18 protein-coding genes and 4 pseudogenes are annotated in these 23,575 nt (G+C 63.5%); 6 read left to right on the top strand and 16 right to left on the bottom strand.

Going from position 1 to position 23,575, the window contains the following annotated elements; translation table 11 throughout:
- Positions 1-50 precede the first annotated feature (50 nt).
- From WJU18_RS24880 to WJU18_RS24820, 13 genes and pseudogenes are all read right to left on the bottom strand, one after another.
- A complete protein-coding gene (locus WJU18_RS24880; protein ID WP_423456442.1) occupies positions 51-764 on the bottom strand; it encodes a Crp/Fnr family transcriptional regulator in 714 nt (237 codons plus the stop codon).
- 183 nt (positions 765-947) lie between these two features.
- The gene (locus tag WJU18_RS24875; RefSeq protein ID WP_423456440.1) at positions 948-1,727 is read right to left on the bottom strand and encodes an oxepin-CoA hydrolase, alternative type; all 780 of its coding nucleotides are present in this window, start codon (positions 1,725-1,727) and stop codon (positions 948-950) included.
- Positions 1,728-1,731: 4 nt separating this feature from the next.
- Positions 1,732-3,255: a 3-hydroxyacyl-CoA dehydrogenase gene (locus tag WJU18_RS24870; protein ID WP_423456438.1), complete on the bottom strand. Its 1,524-nt coding sequence runs from the start codon at positions 3,253-3,255 to the stop codon at positions 1,732-1,734.
- A gap of 23 nt (positions 3,256-3,278) precedes the next feature.
- Complete coding sequence (locus WJU18_RS24865; protein WP_423456437.1) at positions 3,279-4,286, bottom strand: D-2-hydroxyacid dehydrogenase family protein; 1,008 nt, start codon at positions 4,284-4,286, stop codon at positions 3,279-3,281.
- A 155-nt stretch (positions 4,287-4,441) separates the two neighbouring features.
- Positions 4,442-4,915, bottom strand: a complete 474-nt coding sequence (locus WJU18_RS24860) for a hypothetical protein (protein WP_423456436.1) — start codon at positions 4,913-4,915, stop codon at positions 4,442-4,444.
- Positions 4,916-5,074: 159 nt separating this feature from the next.
- Entirely contained in the window at positions 5,075-5,734 is a 660-nt protein-coding gene (gene lexA / locus WJU18_RS24855; RefSeq protein ID WP_423456434.1) for a transcriptional repressor LexA, read from the bottom strand.
- Positions 5,735-5,972: 238 nt separating this feature from the next.
- Positions 5,973-6,629, bottom strand: coding sequence for an adenylate kinase (gene adk / locus WJU18_RS24850; RefSeq protein ID WP_423456432.1), 657 nt, complete (start codon positions 6,627-6,629; stop codon positions 5,973-5,975).
- 138 nt (positions 6,630-6,767) lie between these two features.
- Positions 6,768-7,541, bottom strand: a complete 774-nt coding sequence (kdsB, locus tag WJU18_RS24845; protein ID WP_423456430.1) for a 3-deoxy-manno-octulosonate cytidylyltransferase — start codon at positions 7,539-7,541, stop codon at positions 6,768-6,770.
- 13 nt (positions 7,542-7,554) lie between these two features.
- Positions 7,555-7,764 carry a Trm112 family protein gene (locus WJU18_RS24840; protein WP_423456428.1) on the bottom strand — a complete coding sequence of 70 codons (210 nt, stop codon included), beginning with the start codon at positions 7,762-7,764 and terminating at the stop codon, positions 7,555-7,557.
- Positions 7,765-7,777: 13 nt separating this feature from the next.
- A complete protein-coding gene (locus WJU18_RS24835) occupies positions 7,778-8,110 on the bottom strand; it encodes an SMR family transporter (protein ID WP_423456427.1) in 333 nt (110 codons plus the stop codon).
- Complete coding sequence (lpxK, locus tag WJU18_RS24830) at positions 8,107-9,117, bottom strand: tetraacyldisaccharide 4'-kinase (RefSeq protein WP_423456426.1); 1,011 nt, start codon at positions 9,115-9,117, stop codon at positions 8,107-8,109. Before lpxK ends, WJU18_RS24835 begins: the two co-directional genes overlap by 4 nt.
- A gap of 162 nt (positions 9,118-9,279) precedes the next feature.
- Positions 9,280-9,678: pseudogene (locus tag WJU18_RS24825) on the bottom strand (ExbD/TolR family protein); the annotation flags it as partial.
- Positions 9,675-10,327, bottom strand: a pseudogene (locus WJU18_RS24820) (MotA/TolQ/ExbB proton channel family protein). The pseudogenes WJU18_RS24825 and WJU18_RS24820, both read right to left, overlap by 4 nt.
- Positions 10,328-10,757: 430 nt before the next feature.
- Here WJU18_RS24820 and xseA point away from each other — a divergent pair.
- From xseA to WJU18_RS24805, 3 genes and pseudogenes are all read left to right on the top strand, one after another.
- On the top strand, positions 10,758-12,140 hold the full coding sequence (gene xseA, locus WJU18_RS24815) for an exodeoxyribonuclease VII large subunit (protein WP_423456424.1): 1,383 nt from the start codon (positions 10,758-10,760) through the stop codon (positions 12,138-12,140).
- An 83-nt stretch (positions 12,141-12,223) separates the two neighbouring features.
- A pseudogene (locus tag WJU18_RS24810) lies at positions 12,224-12,798 on the top strand (superoxide dismutase).
- 246 nt (positions 12,799-13,044) lie between these two features.
- Positions 13,045-16,554 carry a pyruvate carboxylase gene (locus WJU18_RS24805; protein ID WP_423456423.1) on the top strand — a complete coding sequence of 1,170 codons (3,510 nt, stop codon included), beginning with the start codon at positions 13,045-13,047 and terminating at the stop codon, positions 16,552-16,554.
- Between the two features lie 19 nt (positions 16,555-16,573).
- Here WJU18_RS24805 and wrbA read toward each other — a convergent pair whose 3' ends face one another.
- The 3 genes and pseudogenes from wrbA to WJU18_RS24790 all read right to left on the bottom strand — a co-directional run bounded on the left by wrbA (position 16,574) and on the right by WJU18_RS24790 (position 19,722).
- Positions 16,574-17,176, bottom strand: coding sequence for an NAD(P)H:quinone oxidoreductase (wrbA, locus tag WJU18_RS24800; RefSeq protein WP_423456421.1), 603 nt, complete (start codon positions 17,174-17,176; stop codon positions 16,574-16,576).
- 107 nt (positions 17,177-17,283) lie between these two features.
- Complete coding sequence (gene cydB, locus WJU18_RS24795; protein ID WP_423456419.1) at positions 17,284-18,315, bottom strand: cytochrome d ubiquinol oxidase subunit II; 1,032 nt, start codon at positions 18,313-18,315, stop codon at positions 17,284-17,286.
- Positions 18,302-19,722, bottom strand: a pseudogene (locus tag WJU18_RS24790) (cytochrome ubiquinol oxidase subunit I). Before WJU18_RS24790 ends, cydB begins: the two are co-directional and overlap by 14 nt.
- A 282-nt stretch (positions 19,723-20,004) precedes the next feature.
- Here WJU18_RS24790 and WJU18_RS24785 point away from each other — a divergent pair.
- The 3 genes from WJU18_RS24785 (at position 20,005) to WJU18_RS24775 (ending at position 23,575) form a co-directional block, all read left to right on the top strand.
- Positions 20,005-22,242, top strand: coding sequence for an NADP-dependent isocitrate dehydrogenase (locus WJU18_RS24785; protein WP_423456418.1), 2,238 nt, complete (start codon positions 20,005-20,007; stop codon positions 22,240-22,242).
- Positions 22,243-22,356: 114 nt separating this feature from the next.
- Entirely contained in the window at positions 22,357-22,656 is a 300-nt protein-coding gene (locus tag WJU18_RS24780) for a GNAT family N-acetyltransferase (RefSeq protein ID WP_423456417.1), read from the top strand.
- Positions 22,657-22,663: 7 nt separating this feature from the next.
- Positions 22,664-23,575 (top strand): pirin family protein, encoded by a 912-nt coding sequence (locus WJU18_RS24775; RefSeq protein WP_423456415.1) that lies wholly within the window; start codon positions 22,664-22,666, stop codon positions 23,573-23,575.

Here is a 23,575-nt window from a genome sequence, read left to right as displayed (position 1 = left end):
GGTTCTCTGACGAAATCAAAGGGCGGCCGACAGGGCGGCGCCCATCGGCTTCAGGTTTCCGCGATGCGCCGAAGGGCATAGCGGTCGCGCACGATGAGGCCGGAGGGCTCGATGCGGATCACGCCCTCGCGCTCCATGGACTTGAGTTCCTGGTTCACGCGCTGGCGGGAGGCTCCCAGCAACTGGGCCAGCTCTTCCTGCGCCAGTTGCAGGGTGATGCGTGTTTCCTCGCTGTCTTCCGCGACGGGCACACCATAGCTGCGTGCCAGGTGGGCAAGCTGTTTGGCCAGGCGTGCGCGCAAGGGAAGAGTGTTGAGATCTTCCACCTGGCCGAACAGCAGACGGATGCGGCGCGATTGCAATTGCAGCAGCGCCTCGTAAAGCTCGGAATGCTGGCTGAGAATCTTCTGGAAATCGGCCCGGCTCACCGCCACGATGGTGGTCGGCCCATGGGCATACACGTCGTGCGTCCGCCTCTCCCCGTCGAACATGGCCACATCGCCAAACCAGATGCCCGGCTCCACGTAGGTGAGCGTGACTTGCTTGCCCGTGAGGGAGGTGGAGCTGACGCGTACCGCGCCTTTGGCGCATGCAATCCATTGCTCTGGAGGGCCACCGCGTGTGGCAATGACTTCGCCATCGGAAAAGCGTCGGACTTGGGCGCATCGCAGGATATCGTGCCGCAGGGAAGGAGAGAGTGAGGAAAACCAGCGACCACTGTTGATCGCCTCGCGTTCCTCCATGGTAAGAATGGGAGCGTCCATGGGCTGTCTTATCGGTGACTGCGGGAGAGATTTTTCACGCCTCCATTGTCACCTTGGAGGCAGCTCTTGGGGGCGGTTTGCGGGGCCGGCGGCCTCCTTTTGGCCCTGTTTCTTGGCAAAACGGCCCCGCGAGGGGGCCGTGAACACGCTGAAAGCGTGACCTTGAAGCAGTGGATGGCCGCGCTATTCGTATTGCGGTTTCTGCTTGTTCAGAAAGGCGGCAATACCGATACCCGCATTTGCATGGTGCAGGTTCTTCACGAAGTGATCGCGTTCCTGAGCCAGATGCTCCGGCAGAGTATGGCCGGGCGCATCGTTCAGCAATTCCTTGGCGCTGGCCAGGGCGTTGGGCGCGCGGGCATTGAGCTTTTCGGTCAGGGCCAGCGCCGTGGAGAGCGCTTCGCCGGCGTCGGTCAGCTTGTTGATGACTCCCAGTTCGTGCAGGCGCTGGGGGGTGATGCGCTCGCCGCACATCAGCAGCTCGGTGGCCAACTGGCGGGGCATGGCGGCGCTCAGGCTCCAGCTGCCGCCGCCATCGGGGGAGATGGCGATGTTGCTGTAGGCCATGATGAAAACCGCATTGTTGGCTGCGACGATCATGTCGCAGGCCAGTGCCAGCGAAAACCCCGCGCCCGCGGCGGGCCCTTCGACGGCCGCCACGATGGGCTTGGGAAAGGCGCGGATGGCCTCGATCCAGTTGTGCAGGCCTTCGATGCTCCGGGCCTGATGCTCGGGCGGTTGCTGCCGGTTGGCCATCAGCCGCTGCAGATTGCCGCCCGCGCTGAACACGCCGCCTTCACCAGTGATGACCACGCTGCGCACGTCCGGATTGGATTCGGCCGCATTAAGGGCTTCGACCCCGGCGGCGTAGATCTCGGGCCCGAGCGCATTGCGGTGCTCGGGGTTGCTGATGGTCAGCACCATCGTGCGGCCTTCGGCCGTGCTGCGCAATTCAGCGGTCATGGGCTTACGCCTCCTCGTGCATCAGCGACAAGCCAATGGCGCCGCGCCGGCGCAGCCAGGGGCTGGGGCGATAACGGGTATCGCCATAGACGGTCTGCATGTTGAACAGCACTTCCAGGACGTTGGCCGGGCCGTACTGATCGCCCATGGCCAGCGGACCCATGGGGTAGCCCAGGCCGAGCGTGACGGCGGTTTCCAGGTCCTTCGGGCTGCACACGCGCTGCTGACAGATATCGCTGGCGATGTTGACGATGGTGGCCACGACACGCTGGGTGACGAAACCGCCCGAGTCGCGGATCACGCTCACCGCCTTGCCGTCGCGCGCGAACAGAGCATGCGCGGCATCGCGCATGTCGCTGCGGGTGGCCGGATTGGTGGCCAGCACGCGCCGCTTGGTGGCTTTGTCATCCACCAGCATGTCAATACCGATGGTGCGGGCAGGATCCAGCCGTTCCACCACCGCCACGGTGGTGACATCGAAACCCAGCGGCGCCACGAGGGTCAGTGCCTCGGGGGAGGGCGATTGGCCGGTTTCGATCTTGGCACCCAGATCTTTCAGCAGCTGAAGCAATTCCGAGCGGCGGGCGGCGCGGGTGGAAACCCACACGGGCGGCAAATCCTTCACTTGCGGCACCGGCGGCTCGGCCGCCATTTGCGCGACGCCGTCGACGTAGGTGTAGAAGCCTTCCCCCACCTTTTTACCGACCACGCCACCAGCCAGGCGCTGTGCGGTGATCACGCTCAGGCGGTAGCGCGGCTCATTGTAGTATTGGCGGTAGATGGATTCCATCACGGGGTGGGAAACATCCAGGGCCGTGAGGTCGAACAGCTCGAACGGGCCAAGCTTGAAGCCGACCTGGTCTTTCAGGATGCGGTCAATGGTGGCGAAATCAGCGGCGCCTTCGCTCACGATCCGCAACGCCTCCGTGCCGTAGCCGCGGCCAGCGTGGTTGACGATGAAGCCCGGAGTATCCCCGGCTTGCACGGGAGTATGGCCCATCTGGCGCGCATACTCGGTGAGCGCGGCGCAGGTTTCTGCGCTGGTCTTGAGGCCTGCGATGACCTCGACCACCTTCATCAGCGGCACAGGGTTGAAGAAATGGTAGCCCGCGAATTGCTCAGGGCGCTTGAGATTCGCCGCGATGGCCGTCACGGACAGGGAAGACGTATTGGTGGCCAGTACGGCGCTGGGTTTGACAATGGCCTCCAGCTCTGCAAACAGGGCCTTCTTGACATCCAGACGTTCAACGATGGCCTCGACGATGAGGTCGCAGTCGGCGAGTTCTGCCTGCGTGGCGGCGGGCTTGAGGCGGTCCTTTTGTGCCGCTGCGGCTTCAGGGGCCAGCCGGCCCTTGTCAACCAGCTTGTCCCATTGGGCGCTGATGGCTTCGCGCGCCTTGGCGACGGCCTGGGCCTGGGTGTCATAGAGCAGCACGGTAGAGCCGGACTGGGCGGCGATTTGCGCGATACCGCGCCCCATGGCGCCAGTGCCGACGATGCCGACGGTGGAGAAGCGAGGAGTAGTCATGGCCTGCGATTATGGCCGCACCGCTATCTCCTGACTTGCAAAGCCCCTGGATTAACGATATTGGTGGGGGTGCCGCGCAGGAAATTCACCACGTTGTCGAAGGCGGCGTTGAAGTATTGCTCGTAGCTGTCTTGCTCTACGTAGCCCAGGTGCGGAGTGCAGATGCAGTTTTCCAGCCGCAGCAGGGCATGGCCCTGCAGGATAGGTTCGGTTTCGAAGACGTCGACGGCGGCCATGCCGGGGCGCCCGCGGTTGAGGGCGCTAACCAGGGCATCGGGCTCGATCAACTCGGCACGCGAAGTGTTGACCAGCAAGGCCGTGGGCTTCATGCGGCTCAGATCCTCCAGGCTCACGATGGAGCGTGTGCTGTCGGTCAGGCGCAGGTGCAGCGAAAGCACGTCGCACTCGGAGAAGAAGGCCTTCTGGGAGTTGGCGGCGTTATAGCCATCGGCCATGGCACGGGCGCGGGATGCTTCAGAGCCCCACACGAGCACCTGCATTCCAAAAGCGCGGCCATAGCCAGCCACCAGCTGACCGATCTTGCCGTAGCCCCATATGCCGAGGGTCTTGCCGCGCAACACTTGACCCACGCCGAAATTCGGCGGCATGGAGCCTGATTTCAACCCGGATTGCTGCCAGGCGCCGTGCTTGAGGTTGCCGATGTACTGGGGCAGGCGCCGCATCGCGGCCATGATGAGTGCCCAGGTCAGCTCCGCCGGCGCAATGGGAGACCCTACGCCCTCGGCGACAGCAATGCCGCGTTCGGTGCAGGCATCGATGTCGATGTGGCCGCTGACCCGGCCCGTCTGGGAAATCATCCTCAGCTTGGGCAGTTTTTCGATCAACTGGCGAGACAGCTGCGTGCGCTCGCGAATCAGCACAATGACGTTGGCATCGCGCAGACGCACAGAGAGTTGGCCCAAACCTTTCACGGTATTGGTGTAGACCATGGCCGGCCAAGCTTCCAGCTTGGAAGCGCAAGGCAGCTTGCGCACTGCATCCTGATAGTCGTCGAGGATCACGATGTTCATCCCCGCATTGTGCATGCCTAAGTTACGTTTGACACTTAAGGTCTAACAAAACACGTATGCAGGAACAGGCTCAAACCCCTCTTTTCGCAGAAAAAAGGGATATGTAAAGGTACTTCAGAGAGTACGCGGCTTGGGGTTTTGCAGCGGCTTTGTACTCAGGCGCGCAGCGCGTGTGGTCCAGGCCCCGACTCGGCGGCGGCCATGCGGTCGAGTTCGGCGCAGACATCCGCCAGACGGCCGGACAGACGCAGGCGGCCGGCGGTGCCGGGGGCTTGCCCGGCCTCTACCAGGCGCATGACGCGCAGAGGCTGCGCCGGCAATGGCGGCCGGCAGGTGGCAGAGGTGGGAAGGGATGCCGGAAACGATGATTCAACCAAGCGCAAGGCTGCGCGCCGCCGTGCGGCATGGGCCCATTGCTCTCCGGACGAGGCGGCTTGGGTGGGCGAAGAAGCCGTCCGGCGACGGAAGCTGGGAACCGTAAAGGCGGGGAAAAGAGAGGCTTTGGAATCCTTGGAATCCTTGGAATCCTTGGAATCCCTGGATTCCATGTAGGCCGCTTCCGCACCTGATGGGTTGGCGGTGTGGCTGAAAATCCCGGCGCCGGGCAGTTTGAAGACATTCGATCCCATGTGAAACCTTTTCGTGAACAGAGGTTGAACACAGGCAGGATTGCGAAGGAGGTGAAATACCTCAGGATCACGCCACCGCAGGGTGTGGAAGACCCGGCCCACGCGTCGCGCGAGCTCCGATCGTCTGCACGCCCGCCACCTGCCGGTGGCGTGAGGAAGCTACATCAGCATGCTGTTGCGGATCAGACCGACGGCCAGGCCCTCGATCTCGAACGGCTCTCCTGGCTCTACCACGATGGTGGGGTAGTCAGGGTTTTCGGCGTGCAACTCGATCAGGTTCTTGTTCCGGTGGAAGCGCTTGACCGTGACGTCGTCTCCCAGCCGGGCGACCACGATTTGGCCATTGCGTGCCTCGCGGGTGGACTGAACGGCGAGAAGATCGCCATCCATGATGCCGGCATCACGCATGGACATGCCGCGTACGCGCAGCAAATAGTCGGGTTTTTGCGCGAACAGGCTGGATTCGAGGTGATAGGTCTGATCGACGTGCTCTTGCGCCAGGATGGGGGAGCCTGCAGCCACGCGGCCGATCAGGGGCAGGGCCAGTTGGGCAAGGCCCGGCAGCGCCATCTGTTGCGCCGCGGATGTTGGCCGTGCACTGCCTTTCAGGCGGATGCCGCGCGAGGTGCCACTCACGAGTTCGATCACGCCCTTGCGCGCCAGGGCCTGCAGATGCTCCTCCGCCGCGTTGGCGGATTTGAAGCCGAGTTCAGAGGCGATTTCGGCCCGCGTCGGTGGTGCGCCGGTACGAGCGATGGCGTTTTGCACCAACTGCAAAATCTGTTGCTGGCGGGCAGTGAGCTTGGGGCTGTCGATCATGGTGAAGTCCTCTGGCTGCCGTGCAGGGGGTTGATGAATGTCGCTGGCACGGGGTGTGGAGTCAAAAACCTGTGTTGATATCCAGTAACTGTATTTTTAATCAGTTTTTGTGGCAGCGCAAGTGCCCACGCGCCTTTTGAGGGAAAGTGCTGGGCGTGCGGCAAAAAAAGACAGCCACCGGAAACCTGGTGGCTGTCTTTGGGGCCGTGTACCGCCGGGGTACGAGCGGGCGGTGGTGTCAGCTTTTCAGGGCTGCCAGCGCGCGCGCGGTGATTTCGTCGACCGTACCCGTGCCGCTGATGGCGCGGTATTTGGGAGCGTTGCCCGGCTCGGTCTTGGCCCAGGTGCTGTAGTAATCGACCAGGGGGCGCGTCTGCTCGTCATAGACCTGCAGGCGCTTTTTCACGGTTTCTTCCTTGTCGTCCTCACGCTGAACCAGCGGCTCGCCAGTCACGTCGTCCTTGCCTTCCACTTTAGGCGGGTTGAACTTCACGTGATAGGTACGGCCGGATGCGGGGTGGCTGCGGCGGCCGCTCATGCGCTCGATGATGGCGTCGAAGGGAACGTCGATCTCCAGCACATAGTCGAGCTTCACGCCCGCTTGCTTCATGGCCTCGGCTTGCGGGATGGTGCGCGGAAAGCCATCGAACAGGAAGCCTGCGGCGCAGTCAGGCTGAGCGATACGCTCCTTGACCAGGCCGATGATGATGTCGTCGCTCACCAGAGCGCCTGAGTCCATCACGCTTTTGGCCTGCAGGCCCAGTGGCGTGCCGGCTTTCACTGCCGCGCGCAACATGTCGCCGGTGGAAATCTGTGGAATGCCGTACTGCTGGCAGATAAAGGTCGCTTGCGTGCCTTTGCCGGCGCCAGGGGCGCCCAGAAGAATCAGTTTCATGTGTCCCTCAGGTGGATGCGTATAGGTCTCCGCAGTGCGGTGTTACATGCTCATGGCAATGCAATACGGTACCGGGCGTGCCCCATTTGTCGAAAGCGAGAATAGCATGGGCTGGCCACAGCCCCCCGCACGAGGGAATCAGCGTGCGGGTGCCGAGGCCATCCAGAGCTTTCGCACGCGTTCCAGATCCTGCTCGGTATCGATACCCGGGCCGGGCGCATGGGGGGTGACGTAGACGGAGATGCGGTGGCCGTGCCAGAGCGCGCGCAGCTGTTCCAGCGACTCGCATTGCTCCAGGGGCGCCGGTGGCAGCGTGGGAAAGGTGCGCAGGAAGGCGGCACGGTAGCTGTAGATGCCGATATGGCGCAGGGGCGCGGGGTCGGTAGGGAGCGCGGTGATGCCTTGGGCAAAGCCGTCACGCCACCAGGGGAGCGGCGCGCGGCTGAAGGTGAGCGCCAGGCCTTGCCGGTCTGTCACGACTTTCACCACGTTTGGGTTGGTGAAATCCTCCAGGCTTTCAATGGCGTGCGCGGCAGTTCCCATCTGAGCCGCGGGCTGTGTTTGCAGCAGGTTCGCCACTGCATCGATCAATGTGGGCTCGATCAGCGGCTCATCGCCCTGTACGTTGACCACGATATCGCTGCCATTCAGCCCGAGTTGCTCGCATGCCTCGGCCAGGCGGTCGCTGCCGCTGGGATGGTCCGCGCGTGTGGCCAGGGCACGGACGCCATGGGCCGCGCAGGCCTCCAGGACTTCCGGCGAGTCGGCGGCCACCACCACTTGCGCAGCGCCTGATTGCTCGGCCCGTTCGGCCACGCGCACGATCATGGGCTTGCCGCCGATGTCGGCCAGTGGCTTGTTCGGCAGGCGGGTGGAAGCCAGCCGGGCAGGGATGAGGACAGTGAAGTTCACGGCCGCCTTGGGGTCAACCGGCCAGCGGAGTGCGCTTGGGCATCTGTTCGATTTCCTCCTCGGAGACCTGGCGTGCCTCGCCTTCCAGCATGATCGGGATGCCGTCCCGGATGGGATAGGCCAGGCGCGCGGAGCGGGAGATGAGTTCGTTTTTCTCTCGGTTGTAGTCGAGCGGGCCTTTGGTGATAGGGCAGACCAGCAGTTCGAGCAGTTTGGGATCCATGTGTGTTCGCACCTCAGTGCGCCGTGGTACGGGAAAACAGATTCATGACCAGCACGCCAGCCACGATGAGCGCCATGCCGATGAGCGCGGGGGTATCAAGCTTCTGTCCGAACAAAAGCCAGCCCACCGCCGTAATGAGCACCACGCCGAGGCCAGACCAGATGGCGTAGGCCACTCCCATGGGAATGCTGCGCAGCGTGATCGACAGGCAGAAGAAAGCCGTGCCGTAGCCCAGCACTACCAGCAGCGAAGGCCACAAGCGCGTGAAGCCGTCGCTGGCCTTCAGGGCGGCGGTGCCGATGACTTCGGAGACGATCGCCAGGGACAGAATCAGCCAGGGTTTCATACAGAATGGGATGATAGCCTTGCATCGAGCGCATCGAAGAAAGTGCGTGGCACTTGCAGCATCAGGGGCACGGCCAAGGCGTCGCGCCGGTGGCGCCATAGCTTGGCGGCATCTTTTTCGGTACAGAGCAGCGTGGCTGGCCCGTCCGGCATAGGCGGCAGATGCTCGAAATCGTCATGATCCGGCAGCGGCACGGTGCGTGCAAGGGTCATCCCTTCAGCGCGCAGCATCTCGAAGAAGGCCCCCGGCTGGGCAATGCCCGCCAGCGCCACGAGCGGCTGCCCGCGCAGGCTGGCCAGCGGTACCCGTGTGCCATCGGCGCGCACCGCATGCGGGGCCAGTGTGCGGCGCGTGCCAAAGGCGGGCGCCGAAGGCGAGGAGATGGGCGTGCCCTCCGCATGCAGCACCAGATCGACCGTGCGTGGCCATGCTTCGCGCAGAGGGCCGGCCGGCAGCAGCCAGCCGTTGCCAATGCCACGCGCGTCGAACACACACACTTCCACATCACGCGCCAATGCCAGATGCTGCAAGCCGTCATCGCAGATCAGTATGTTGACGGCGGGGTACGCGGCCAGCAGGGCTTTGCCTGCATCGGCGCGGCGCGCGGCGACGAATACCGGCACCTGTGCCCGGCGGCGCAACAGGAGAGGTTCGTCGCCTGAGTCGAGCGGCGAGCTATCAGGGTGCACCTCGCGGCAATCATCCGTGCGGCGCCCATGTCCGCGCGAGATGATGCCCACATGCCAGCCCCGCGCCCGCAGGTGCTCGGCGATAGCCAGCGTAGCCGGTGTTTTGCCCGCGCCACCCGCGATGACATTGCCGACCACGACCACAGGCACCGGCAGTCGCTCGGTTTTCAGCAGGCCAGTACGGTAAAACGTGCGCCGGAGTGCGAGCAATGCGCCGTGGAGAAGCGAGACCGGCCACAAGGCGCAGGCCAGCAAGCCGCGCCGGTTCCAGCCGCGCAGCAGTGCCTGTTCAATCTGGGCGCGGACGGAGGGCTGCATGGCGCATCAGTTTCTCAGAGTGTCGCACATCAACCGCAGCACATGAAACGAATGATTCGTGAGGCTGCGGAGCAAGCCATGCGCATACCGCCGCGGAGCTGGCTTTGCCAGGCCGCTGGCGGTGTCCCCTGGGGGAAGGCGCGTAAGCGCCTTAGGGGGGCCACTTCTAGCGGCAAAAGTGATATGAGTCAGTCCTTCGTGCCGCGCGGCCTCCATCACCGTGATGACCGATTGATGGCTTGCCAGGGCATCGGCGCTGATGATGACGATGCTGTCCTTGGCGGCAACCGCCCGCAGGGCTGCGGACAGCGCTTGCACGCCGCCTCCCGCCAGCGACTCACGGTTGACCATGTAGCGGCCATCGGCGGAGACGGCCACGACGACTTCCTTGGGCCGGTCGCGCTGGGCGTCGGCGTTGGCCACCGGAAGCGTCAGCTGCATTTCGGTGAACTTGCTGTAGGTGGTGGTCAGCATGAGGAAGATCAGGATCACCAGCAGCACGTCGATGAACGGGATCAGGTTGATCTCCGGTTCCTCTGGTGGGCGGGCCCGGAACTTCACCGTGCAGACTCCTTGAGGGGGCCGGGGCACAGCGGCTCCAGGTGGCGCGCGAAGCGTTCGGCGGCCAGCTCGAGCTCCAGCACATAGCCATCCACGCGGGCACGGAAGTAGCGCCAGAAGATCAGCGCTGGAATCGCGACGATCAGCCCGAAGGCGGTGTTGTAGAGGGCCACGGAGATGCCGTGAGCCAGTTGTGCCGGGTTACCGCCCGAGAGCGAGCCGGTGGGCGCCTGGGAACCGAAGATCTCGATCATGCCGATCACCGTGCCCAGCAGGCCCAGCAGGGGGGCTGCAGAGGCAATGGTGGCCAGCGCCGGCAGATAACGCTCCAGCTGATGCGCGACCTTGCGGCCGGCAGCCTCCATGGCGGCACGCATTTCCTCTTCGCTGCACCGTGGGTTGCTGGCAATGGCGCGCCAGCCTGCGGCCAGCACCTGTCCCAGGGCGGAACTCTGCTCCAACTGATGGACCATGTCTGGCGCGGGAACGGCCTCGCGGGAGACGCCAATGGCCTCATCCGCCAGGTTAGGGGGAACACCCGGTCCTGCTTGAGCTTGATGAAGCGCTCCAGCACGAAGGCCAGCGCCAGGATGGAGCACAGAATCAGCGGCCAGATCGGCCAGCCGGCGGCTTGTATGATTGAAAGCAAGGCTTGTGTCTCCGCTTGCCCCTGATGCCTTGAAGGGTGGCCGTCTGCTTTCGCTGCAAACTGTCAACTCACGGCACTAGGTTGGCGTCAAATCAGGAAAAAATGGATGCGGGCGATTATCGCGCATGGGGGAATGCGGGCCAGCGCCGATTCTGGCTTGCGTGCCTATCAACGGCCTGGAATGCCTGCACAAGACCACAATTTCTGTGGATAACTTTGTGAAGAAGTGCCTTGATAACCGTTCGAAAGCACCATTTGACGCGGTTTGTGACAGTTTGATGATTTGGTAAGCAGAAAAAATATAAACAAAATCAATGACTTATATGTGCGAATCAGCGTTTCCGGCATGGTTCTCTCACTTTGGCCCCGCCATCGCCGGGTTGTGGAATAGTCCTGGCGCCCTGCGCCGCCAAACCGTCCGCCAAAGGGCATGAATACTGGCTTTTTCAATCGAAACCCAGCAGTGGCGCCGTCTGTGTGGCCGGTTGGCGCGCTGTGCCGCGCCGTAGCGGACAGTTTGGAAGCACGCTTCAATCCTGTCGCGGTGCGGGGAGAGATTTCGGGCTTTACACGCGCATCCAGCGGGCATTGCTATTTCTCGATCAAGGACGAAGGCGGCCAATTGCGCTGCGCCATGTTCCGCCGCGCCGCGGGGCTGCTCAACTTCAATCCGCGCGAGGGTGATTCCGTGGAAGTGCGCGGCCGCTTGGGCGTGTACGAGGCGCGGGGTGATCTGCAGCTGATCGTCGAGTCCATGTCGCGTGCCGGGCAGGGCCAGTTGTTCGAGCAATTCCTGCGCTTGAAGGCGCAGCTCGAGGCAGAAGGGCTGTTCGATGCCGCGCGCAAGCGGCCCCTGCCCGCGATGCCGCGTGCCATTGGCCTCGTGACCTCGCTCGGCGCGGCAGCCTTGCATGATGTGCTGACCGCGCTGGCACGCCGTGTGCCGCATATTCCCGTGGTGCTGGCGCCAGCCCCTGTGCAGGGGGCCGGAGCGCCTGAGGCGCTGATCGGGGCGCTGGCGCAGCTCTATCAGTTGGCGGAGGACCCGCCAGAAGATGCCGAGCCCATCGATCTCATTTTGCTGGTGCGGGGTGGGGGTTCGATAGAAGACCTGTGGGCCTTCAACGATGAAGCCCTGGCGCGGGCCATTGTCCGCAGCCCGGTGCCAGTGATCGTGGGCGTGGGCCACGAAACCGATTTCAGTATTGCCGATTTCGTCGCCGACCTGCGCGCGCCGACGCCCACGGCCGCGGCCGAACTGGCCAGCGTGCCGGGTGAAAGCCTGCTCCTGGCACTGGATCAGTCTTCTGCCCGCCTGTCTCAGGCGCTTGTCCGGAGGCTGGATGCGGAAGCGCAGCGCCTGGACGTGGCCCAGAGCCGCTTGGGCCGCCCTTCGGCCCGTCTGGCTGGGGAGCGCCGCTTGATTGACCGCCAGATCCAGCGCCTTGGGCATGCCACCCGGCTGAGGCTGGAGCGCGAGCGTGCCGCCCTGACACGCCAGAGCGAGCGTCTGAGCCGCGTCCCCGGGCCGTGGCTGGTACGCGAAGGAGAGCGTCTGGAGCGCGCCGCCGCGCGCCTGCCAACTGCCGCCGACCGCACGCTGGCTGCCACCAAGGAGCGCCTGGAACGTGCTGCACTGCGCCTGGCCGCGCTGGACCCGCAGCGGGTGCTCGAGCGGGGCTACGCCTGGCTCGAAGATGAAAACGCCCACCCGGTGACACGGGCCTCTGCCGTGCGCCCAGGCCAAACGCTTTCGGCCACCCTTGCTGATGGCAAGGTTGATCTCTCTGTGCTCGGCTCGCATTTGCGCTGACTTCCTACAATCCGGCACGTCAGCTCGCCTATGATGAGAGGCTGGCCCACTCGAATTACCAACCCACCTAAAAGGACCCACGCATGGAACGCACTCTTCCCCCCTGCCGTATGCCTACGACTCGCTGACCGGCTACAGCAAGGAAACGCTCGAGTTTCACCACGACAAGCACCACAAAGCCTATGTCGACAAGCTGAACGAGCTGCAGAAAGGCACCGAGTTCGAGAACATGGAACTCGAAGACGTGATCAAGAAATCCAGCGGTGGCATGTACAACCAGGCCGCCCAGATCTGGAACCACACCTTCTTCTGGAACTGCATGAAGCCCCAAGGCGGCGGCGAACCGACCGGCGCCCTGGCTGATGCCATCAACAAGAAGTGGGGCAGCTTCGCCGACTTCAAGAAAGCCTTCGTGACCAGCGCCGTGGGCAACTTCGGCTCCGGCTGGACCTGGCTGGTGAAAAAAGCCGATGGCTCCGTGGACATCGTCAACATGGGCGCCGCCGGCACCCTCACCACCGGCGACACCGCGCTGCTGACCGTCGACGTGTGGGAGCACGCGTATTACATCGATTACCGCAACCTGCGCCAAAAGTTTGTCGAAACCTTCTTCGAGAGTCTGGCCAACTGGGATTTCGCGGCCAAGAACTTCGGTTGATCCGGTTCTCGCGCTTCTGACCAGGAAAAGCCACCTTCGGGTGGCTTTTCCTTTGGGGCATGCATGAGAACTTATTCAGCGTTGCCTTAATGGGCCTGCATGGCGTAGGGGCAGGTTTTAAACCTGCCCATATCACTAATAATGCTGGCGGCTGATCAGCCACCGCACGCGTGTTGAATCGGGTCCCTGGCAACTCAACACAAATCCCCTGAGATGTGCCGATGTGCACTGTTGACTGAAATTCCCATGTCGCTGCCCAACCATCACTCAAGCTCCCGCAAAATCGAATCCGTCCTGATCGCCAACCGCTCCGAGATCGCCATCCGCGTGATGCGCGCCGCCTCGGAGATGAACATGCGCACCGTGGCGATTTACTCGCGCGAGGATCGGTTGGCCCTGCACCGTTTCAAGGCCGACGAGAGTTACCTGGTGGGAGAAGGCAAGAAGCCCCTGCAGGCCTATCTGGACATTGAAGACATTCTGCGCATTGCCCGGAATGCGAAGGTCGATGCCATCCATCCCGGCTACGGCTTTCTTTCCGAGAATCCCGATTTCGCCGAAGCCGTCATCGCCGCGGGCATCGAGTGGATCGGCCCTAGCCCTCAAGTCATGCGCACTCTGGGCAACAAGGTGGCGGCGCGCAATGCCGCTGTGGCTGCCGGGGTGCCGGTGATGCCTGCCACGCCTCCCTTGCCCCTGGACGTGGATGAATGCAAGAAGCTGGCGGCAGGTATCGGCTATCCCGTGATGCTCAAGGCCAGTTGGGGCGGCGGCGGCCGTGGCATGAGGGTGATCCAGAACGAGGCGGAGTTGCCCGATGCGCTGGCGGCTGCCCGGCGCGAAGCCTTGTCCGCCTTCGGCAACGACGAGGTCTATTTCGAGAAGCTGGTGCAGCGCGCGCGCCACGTGGAAGTGCAGATCCTCGGTGATCGCCATGGCAATGTGGTGCACCTGTTCGAGCGCGATTGCACCGTGCAGCGCCGCAACCAGAAAGTGGTCGAGCGCGCGCCGGCGCCCTATCTGGACAACGCACAACGTGAAGAGCTGTGCGCCAGCGCCATCCGGCTGATGAAGGCCGTGGACTATACCCACGCCGGCACCGTGGAATTCCTGATGGACGCCGACAGCGGCCAGTTCTACTTCATCGAGGTCAACCCGCGCATCCAGGTCGAGCATACGGTCACGGAACTGATCACCGGGGTGGACATCGTCAAGGCGCAGCTGCGCATCAGCGAAGGCGGCCAGATCGGCGTGACCGAGGAGGCTGCCGAGGGGGCGGGGGCGCCTGCAAGCGGTGTACCGGCCCAGGGCGATATCCGTTTCAATGGCACGGCGCTGCAATGCCGCATCACCACGGAAGACCCTGAGAATGGTTTCCTGCCCGACTACGGCCGGTTGACTGTATACCGCAGCGCTTCCGGCTTTGGCATCCGTCTCGATGCCGGCACGGCCTATGGCGGCGCTGTCATTACGCCATACTACGATTCTCTACTGGTCAAGGTCACCGCCTGGGCGCCTACGGCCCGGGAGTCCGTGCAGCGCATGGACCGGGCGCTGCGCGAATTCCGCATCCGCGGTGTCGCTTCCAACCTCCAGTTCCTGGAGAACGTGATCAATCACCCGGATTTTGCGGCGGGCAGCGTGACCACGCGCTTCATCGACACCACGCCAGAACTGCTGGAGTTTGCCAAGCGGCGCGACCGCGGTAGCAAGCTGCTGGGCTTCATGGCCGACGTGACCGTGAACGGCAACCCCGAGATGGCGGGCCGCAAGATGCCCGAGATGCCGTTTCCCAAGCCTGTGCTGCCTCGCGTGGACTTGAGCACGCCCATCCCGCCGGGCACCCGGGACCGCCTCAAGGCGCTGGGCCCGAAGAAGTTCGCCCAGTGGATGCTCGAGAGCAAGCCGGTCCTGATGACCGACACCACGCTGCGCGATGCCCATCAGTCGCTGTTCGCCACGCGCATGCGCACGGCGGACATGCTGCCCATCGCGCCGTTCTATGCGCGGGAGTTGCCGCAGCTGTTCTCTCTGGAGTGCTGGGGCGGGGCCACTTTCGATGTGGCCATGCGCTTTCTCAAGGAGGACCCCTGGCAGCGCCTGGCGCAACTGCGCGAACGCGTGCCCAATACCCTGCTGCAGATGCTGCTGCGCGGCGCCAATGGCGTGGGCTACACCAGCTATGCCGACAACGTGGTCAGGTTCTTCGTCCAGCAGGCGGCCGCGGCGGGCGTGGATCTGTTCCGTGTCTTCGACGCCCTGAACTGGGTGCGCAACATGCGCGTGTCCATTGATGCCGTGCTGGAAACGGGCGCACTCTGCGAAGGCGCGATCTGCTACTCGGGGGATCTGTTCGACCCCGCCAGAGCCAAGTATGACCTGAAGTATTACGTTGGCATCGCCAGGGAGTTGCAGCAGGCCGGCGTCCATATTCTGGCCATCAAGGACATGGCGGGCATCTGCCGCCCGCGCGCCGCCGCCGCGCTGGTCAAGGCACTGAAAGAGGAAACCGGCTTGCCTGTGCACTTCCATACCCACGACACCAGCGGTATTGCCGCCGCCTCGGTGCTGGCGGCGGTGGAGGCCGGTTGTGATGCGGTGGATGGCGCGCTGGACGCCATGAGCGGCCTCACGGCGCAGCCGAACCTTTCGTCCATGGCGGCTGCCCTTGCAGGCACCGAGCGCGATCCGGGCCTTTCGCAACACGCGCTGCACAGGGCATCGACCTACTTCGAGGGTGTACGGCGCTTTTACGCGCCTTTCGAGAGCGACATCCGCTCCGGCACCGCCGACGTGTACCGCCACGAGATGCCCGGCGGCCAGTACACGAACCTGCGCGAGCAGGCGCGCGCCATGGGGCTGGAGCACCGCTGGACCGAGGTATCGCAGGCTTATGCGGACGTCAACCAGTTGTTCGGCGATATCGTGAAAGTCACCCCGACCTCCAAGGTGGTGGGCGACATGGCCATCATGATGGTGGCCAACGATCTCACCTCCGCCCAGGTAGCCGATTCCGCGCATGAAGTGGCTTTCCCTGAGTCGGTGGTGTCCCTCTTCAAGGGAGAGCTCGGTTTCCCGCCTGATGGGTTCCCCGAGGCGCTTTCGCGCAAGGTCCTCAAGAGCGAGCCGCCCGAGGCCTATCGCCCGGGCGATCATCTGGCGCCCGTCGACCTGGAGGCGGCGCGTATGCGGGCCGCACAGGCTGGCGGCATGGCCGTGGAGGAGATGAATGACCAGCAATTGGCTAGCGCGCTGATGTATCCCAAGGTGGCGGCTGATTTCCATCAGCATGTGCAAAAGCACGGTGACGTCTCTGTGCTGCCCACGCCCACGTTCTTCTATGGCATGAAGCCGGGCGACGAAGTGGCGCTGGAGATCGAAGCCGGCAAGACACTACTGGTGAGCCTGCAGACCATTCACGAGGAAGAGAACGTCGCCAAGGTGCAGTTCGAGATGAACGGCCAGTCGCGCATGACCAGCGTGGCCAAGGCCGGAGCCGCGGCGGCGGCTCAGCGCGAGGTGGCCGAAGCCGGCAACCCTCTGCACGTGGGGGCGCCGATGCCGGGCTCCATCGTGACGGTGCCGGTGGCCGCAGGGCAGCCCGTGAAAGCAGGAGCTACGCTGCTGTCACTGGAGGCCATGAAGATGGAAACCCATCTGACAGCCGAGCGGGATGGCGTGATCGACCGCGTGCTGGTCAAGCCAGGGGATCGCGTGCACGCCAAGGATCTGCTGATCGTCTGGAAAGCTGCTTAACGCTTAAGCCCAGAGGGGCTTAGCCCGGGAACAGCTTGTTGGCTGTTTCAGCGACCAACTTGCCCTGGTGGCGAGCGCCTTCCAGCTCGATGGCGCTCGGCTGGCGTTGGCCCTGGCCACCGGCGATGGTGGTGGCGCCGTAAGGGCTGCCGCCCACGATTTCGTCCAGCGTCATCTGCCCGGCGTGGCTATAGGGCAGGCCAACCACCACCATCCCGAAGTGCAGCAAGTTGGTGATGATGGAGAACAGCGTCACTTCCTGGCCGCCATGTTGAGTCGCGGTGGAGGTGAAGGCGCCGCCCACTTTGCCATTGAGTGCACCGCGGGCCCACAAGCCGCCAGCCTGATCCAGGAAGGCGGCCATTTGAGAAGGCATGCGGCCGAAGCGGGTGGGGGCGCCGATCACGATGGCGTCGTAGTGTTCCAGATCCGCAACACTGGCCACCGGAGCCGCCTGGTCGAGCTTGAAGTGAGCTGCCTTGGCCACGTCTTCCGGAGCGGTCTCGGGGACGCGCTTGATATCGACCTGGGCGCCGGTGGAGCGGGCGCCTTCGGCAACAGCGTTGGCCATTGTTTCAAGGTGGCCGTAAGTGGAGTAGTAGAGAACCAGGACTTTGGACATGATGGATTGCGATAGGGGTTGAAGGACTCAACCTTAACGGCAATCCGGCAGGGCCACCAGCCACTGCCGTTCAACACACTGTTTCATGAATGAGGGTAATGTTCAGATCAGTGATATCCGCTGTCCGCCGCCACCTTGCCCCGAAAAACCGAATAAGACCAGGCGGTATAGCCCAGAATGAGCGGCAGCAGGAAGACCAGGCCCCAGAGCAGGAAGCCTTGTGATTCCGGTGGAGAGGCCGCGTCCCAGATCGTGAGCTGCGGGGGCACGATGAACGGCCACATTCCCAGCACCAGGCCTGCAAAACCGAGCAGAAAGAGCGCTAGCGTCCACAGGAAAGGCCGCGCATCGTGCGATTTCCTGCCTTGGGCGGAGGGCAGGGCGTCCCGCCAAAGCATGAAGGCGGCCGCCAGGGTAAGCACCGGTACCGGCGAGAGCCACAGGAAGTGGCCATCTGAAAACCAGCGTGCCATCAAGCGCGAATCCAGAAAAGGCAGCCACGCGCTCACCAGGCCCATGAACACCAGCATGGCCAATACCAGCGGCCGGGCCATGGCACGCGCCAATTGATGCAGCGGGCCCTCGGTTTTCAGGATCAGCCAGCCTGTGCCTAGCAACGCATAGCCGAAAACCAGCGCAGCCCCCGTGAGCATGGAAAACGGGCTGAACCAGCTCAATGCGCCGCCGGTGTAGCGGCCCTCATGCAGAGGAAGGCCGGTGATCAGCGCGCCCAGGATCACCCCCTGCATGAACGCCGTCACGATGGAGCCTGCGCTGAAGGCGGCGCCCCAGGCGCGCTTGGCAAAGCCTTGTCCCTTGAACCGGAACTCGAACGCCACGCCGCGGAAAATCAAGGCCAGCAACATGGCCAGCACCGGCAAATACAGCGCCGAAAGCACCACCGCGTAGGCTTTCGGAAAGGCCGCCAACAGCCCCGCGCCACCCAGCACCAGCCAGGTTTCGTTGCCGTCCCAGATCGGCGCGGCGGTGTTCATCATGTGGTCGAGTTGCGCCTCGTCGCGGGCGAAAGGCGCCAGAATACCCAGGCCGAGCACGAAGCCATCGAGCAGCACATACATCAGGACCCCGAACCCGATGATGCCGAACCAGACCACGGGCAACCATTCACTGGCGGTCACTGGGCACCCCTTCCTCGATATCGGCCTCCCCCGCGGCGGAGAGCGGCCGGGCGGGTGTCTTGAGGCCGCCCTCGGGTTCCGGCGGTGCTTCGTGCGGCTGCGGGCCTTTTTTCAGCAGGCGGTACAAATACCAGATGCCCGCCCCGAAAACCACCGCATAGACACTGGCGTAGCCCGCGATGGAGGCGGCTACCTGCGGCGCCACCAGATTGGGGCTGACCGCCTCCGAGGTCCGCATCAGGCCATACACTACCCAGGGCTGGCGCCCTATTTCCGTCACCCACCACCCGGCCAGCAGGGCGATGAAGCCCGCGGGGCTGAGGAGCCGCCATGCGTTCAGCAGCAGGGGGAGCCCACCAGGCGTCCGCGCCACCAGGCGAAGGCCGAAGCCAGCACGAGCAGCAGCATGAGCATGCCCAGGCCCACCATCACCCGGAAGGCGTAGAAAACCGGCGCGACCGGCGGACGGTCGCCGGCCGGCACGGCGGCAAGGGGCTTGATCTCGCCATCCAGGGTATGGGTGAGGATCAGGCTGCCCAGGCGGGGCACGGCGATTTCGTAGTCATTGCGGGCTTCGGCCTGCCGAGGAACGGCAAACAATATCAGTGGGACGCCTTCGCCCGGCGGACCTTGCTCCCAGTGTGCTTCCATGGCCGCCACCTTGACCGGCTGGTGCTTCAGCGTATTCAGGCCGTGCTGATCTCCCACCAGCACCTGCAGCGGCACGGCAATGGCACCGAAGGCCACGGCCAGCTTGAGCATGCGCCCCGCCAGTGCCGGATAGGTGCTGCGCCGCAGATGCCAGGCGCCCACGCCGCCGATCACGAAGCAGGTGGTGATGAAGGCCGCCAGCACCATGTGGGCCAACCGGTAGGGCATGGAAGGGTTGAAGATGACGGCCCGCCAGTCGGCGGGCACGAATATGCCATTCACCACCTCATGGCCCTGGGGGGTGTGCATCCAACTGATGGCCGCGATGATCCAGAACGTGGAAATCAGCGTGCCCAGCGCCACCATGCAGGTGCAGAAAAAGTGCACCGCGGGCGCCACTTTCTTCTGGCCGAACAGCATCACGCCCAGGAAACCTGCCTCCAGAAAGAAGGCGGTGAGCACTTCGTAGCTGAGCAGCGGCCCGAGAATGCTGCCGGCCCGCTCCGAGAGCATGGCCCAGTTGGTGCCGAACTGAAAGCTCATCACGATGCCCGAGACCACCCCCATGCCGAAGGAGATCGCGAACACCTTGACCCAGAAGCGATAGAGATCCATCCACGCCTGTTCGCGCGTGCGCAGCCAGCAGCCTTCCAGGAACATCAGCCAACTTGCCAGGCCGATGGTGAAGGCCGGAAACAGGATATGGAAGGAAATGACGAACCCGAACTGGATCCGTGACAGCAGCAGGGCATCCATGCCCCCATTGTGATCCGAATCGCCGGCCCTTGGCTATAGCCCCCGGAAGGGGGCCCACGAGGGGCTGGTGAAGGGCTCATGAGGGCCAAGAGGGGGCTTGCGAGCCCCCGGAAAGGCCGGGCTGTCAAAGTGCTGCCGCGCCATTTGTCAAAATACGGTCTGCGACCGCCCTCGTACCCAAAAGGTACGAGGGCGGGAAGGCATGCCTACATGCTGCGCACGGGGGCGTTTTTTTGGCGCCTTCGGGCGCAGCATGCCGATAACAGTTGTTGGAGATCCCTCATGAGCGACAAGCCATCCACCATCGTCTATACCCTGACCGACGAGGCGCCGCTGCTGGCCACAGCGTCGTTTTTGCCCATCATTCGTACTTTTACCGCGCCCGCGGGCATTGACGTCGAAACCAGCGATATTTCGGTGGCGGGGCGCATCCTGGGCCAGTTTCCCGAGAACCTGACCGAGGCGCAGCGCCTGCCTGACAACCTGGCCGAGCTGGGCAAGCTCACCCTGAAGGCTGAGGCCAACATCATCAAGCTGCCCAACATCAGTGCTTCCGTGGCGCAGCTCAAGAGCGCCATCAAGGAACTGCAGGAAAAGGGCTACAAGGTTCCCGATTACCCCGAAAACCCGCAGAACGACCAGGAAAAGGACATCCGTGCCCGCTACAACAAGTGCATCGGCAGCGCGGTGAACCCTGTGCTGCGCGAGGGCAACTCCGACCGCCGCGCCCCGAATGCGGTCAAGGCCTACGCACGCAAGAACCCGCACAGCATGGCCGACTGGAGCCAGGCTTCGCGCAGCCACGTCTCGCACATGCACCACGGCGACTTCTACCATGGCGAAAAATCCATGACGCTGGACCGCGCGCGCGACGTGAAGATGGAGCTCATCACCAAGAGCGGCAAGACCATCGTGCTCAAGCCCAAGGTCTCCCTGCAGGACCGCGAGGTGATCGATTCCATGTTCATGAGCAAGAAGGCGCTTCTGGCCTTCTATGAAAACGAGATCGAAGACGCGCGCAAGACCGGCGTGATGTTCTCCCTGCACGTGAAGGCCACCATGATGAAGGTGTCGCACCCCATCGTGTTCGGCCACTGCGTGCGCATCTTCTACCGCGAAGCATTCGAGAAGCACGCCAAGGTGTTCGAAGAGCTGGGCGTCAACGTCAACAACGGCATGGTCGATCTCTACAACAAGATCGCCACGCTGCCGCAGAGCACCCAGGACGAGATCAAGCGCGACCTGCACGCCTGCCATGAGCACCGCCCCGAGCTGGCGATGGTGGACTCCGCCAAGGGAATCACCAACTTTCATTCACCCAACGACATCATCGTCGACGCCTCCATGCCGGCCATGATCCGCAACGGCGGCAAGATGTGGGGTGCTGACGGCCGCTTGAAGGACGTCAAGGCCGTGATGCCTGAATCCACCTTCGCCCGCATCTACCAGGAGATGATCAACTTCTGCAAGTGGCATGGCGCATTCGATCCCAAGACCATGGGCACCGTGCCCAACGTGGGCCTGATGGCGCAGCAGGCGGAAGAATATGGCTCGCACGACAAGACCTTCGAGATTCCCGAGGACGGCGTTGCGAACATCACTGATCTGAACACGGGCGAAGTGCTCATGAGCCAGAACGTGGAAGCCGGCGATATCTGGCGCATGTGCCAGGTCAAGGACGCTGCCATCCGCGACTGGGTGAAGCTGGCTGTCACGCGCGCGCGCAACTCTGGCATGCCGGTCGTCTTCTGGCTCGATTCCTACCGTCCGCACGAGGCGCAGCTCATCACCAAGGTCAAGATGTACCTGCATGAGCACGACACCACGGGCCTCGACATCCAGATCATGAGCCAGGTGCGCGCCATGCGCTATACGCTGGAGCGCGTGATCCGCGGCCAGGACACCATCAGCGCCACGGGCAACATCCTGCGCGATTACCTGACGGACCTCTTCCCCATCATGGAACTGGGCACCAGTGCCAAGATGCTGTCCATCGTGCCTTTGATGGCTGGCGGCGGCATGTATGAGACAGGTGCCGGCGGCTCGGCTCCCAAGCACGTGCAGCAACTGGTGGAGGAAAACCACCTGCGCTGGGATTCGCTTGGCGAGTTCCTGGCACTGGCTGTTTCGCTGGAAGACCTGGGGCTGAAGACCCACAATGCCAAGGCGAAGCTGCTGGCCAAGACGCTGGACGCCGCGACCGGCAAGCTCCTCGACAACAACAAGAACCCCAACCCCAAGACCGGCATGCTCGACAACCGTGGCAGCCAGTTCTACCTGGCAATGTACTGGGCGGAAGAGCTGGCCAACCAGACCGAAGACGCCGAACTGGCCGCGCACTTCAAGCCGCTGGCCAAGGCCCTGGCCGCCAATGAGCAGGCCATTGTCAAGGAACTGGCCGACGTGCAAGGCAAGCCGGTCGATATCGGCGGCTACTACAAGCCCGATATCGAGAAGCTCAGCAAGGTGATGCGCCCGAGCGCGACCTTCAACAAAGCGCTGGAATCGGCGAACGCCTGATCAACGGCCGCGCTAAAGCGACAAAACGCCCGGGAAGTGCAAGCTTTCCGGGCGTTTTGTCATGGGCGGCAAGCCTGTGCAAAAATCACCGGAACGTTTTCATAAGGAAGCCCCATGACCGCCGAACTACCCCCTGTTGTCCTGAACGAAGCCGAGAGCCGCTTCGAATTGGTAGTGGACGGCCACATGGCCTATGAAGTGTTCGAGCGCTTTCCCGGTGGCATCGCCTACCTGCACACCATCGTGCCCAAGGAACTGGGAGGCCGTGGCGTCGGCAGCGCGCTGGTCCGGCACATCCTGGACTACGCGGTCAGCAACCAGCTCAAGGTGCGGCCAGATTGCCCGTTCGTGAAGGCCTACATCGACAAGCATCCCGAATACCAATCCATTTCGCTGGCGCATGGCGCCAAGTGAGGGTGCCATGACCACTGCAGCAGCTCCCCAACGCTACGCTTCCCGTATTTCCATCATCGGCGAAGACACACCGGTGGCCCGCGCGCTACCTTACCGTGAGCGCCGTACCGTGGGCGCCTGGTGCTTTCTGGATCATGCCGGCCCCCAGCAATTCGCGCCTGGCAAGGGCATGCATGTCGGGGCGCATCCGCATATCGGCCTGCAAACTTTCACCTGGCTGATCGAGGGCGAAGTCGTGCACCGGGATTCCCTGGGCAACGAGCAAGTCATCCGTCCCGGACAAGTCAACCTGATGACCGCCGGCCGCGGTATCTCACACACCGAAGATTCGCTGCATGACGGCACGCGTTTGCACGCCGCGCAATTGTGGATCGCGTTGCCCAAGGGCGAACACGAGCGCGAGCCGGCATTTCAAAACTACCCTGATCTGCCCGCCGTCGAGGCGGGCGGCTTTCGGGCCACCGTGCTGGCGGGTACTGCCTGGGGGCAGACATCGCCCGCCACGGTCTACACGCCGCTCGTGGGAATCGACCTGACTGCCAGTGGCCCCGCGCGGACCGAAGTGCCTCTGCAGGCCGAATTCGAATACGCCGCCATGGTGCTGCGCGGCGAGCTATCGGTTGGCGGCGAATCGGTCAAACCCGGCGAATGGCTGTACTTTGCGCCTGGCCGTACGGCGCTGGAGGTGGCTTGCGACAAGGAAGCGCAACTGCTGCTGCTGGGCGGCGTGCCTTTTGGTGAAGACATCGTAGTGTGGTGGAATTTTGTGGCCCGCACGCACGAGGAGATGGCGCAAGCTCTGGCCGAATGGAACGCGCAGCCCAATACGGGCGGCCGCTTTGGCCGTGTGCTGCCCGGCAGCCAGGCGGCGCCTTTGAGCGCCCCGAGTTTGGACGGGGTCCGGCTCAAGGGCGCTTGA

It is taken from the genome of Ottowia sp. VDI28, from assembly GCF_049532675.1.
Lineage (GTDB): Bacteria > Pseudomonadota > Gammaproteobacteria > Burkholderiales > Burkholderiaceae_C > Ottowia.
The sequence above is the reverse complement of the archived record's forward strand: the minus strand, read 5'-3'. Positions and strand labels throughout refer to the sequence as shown.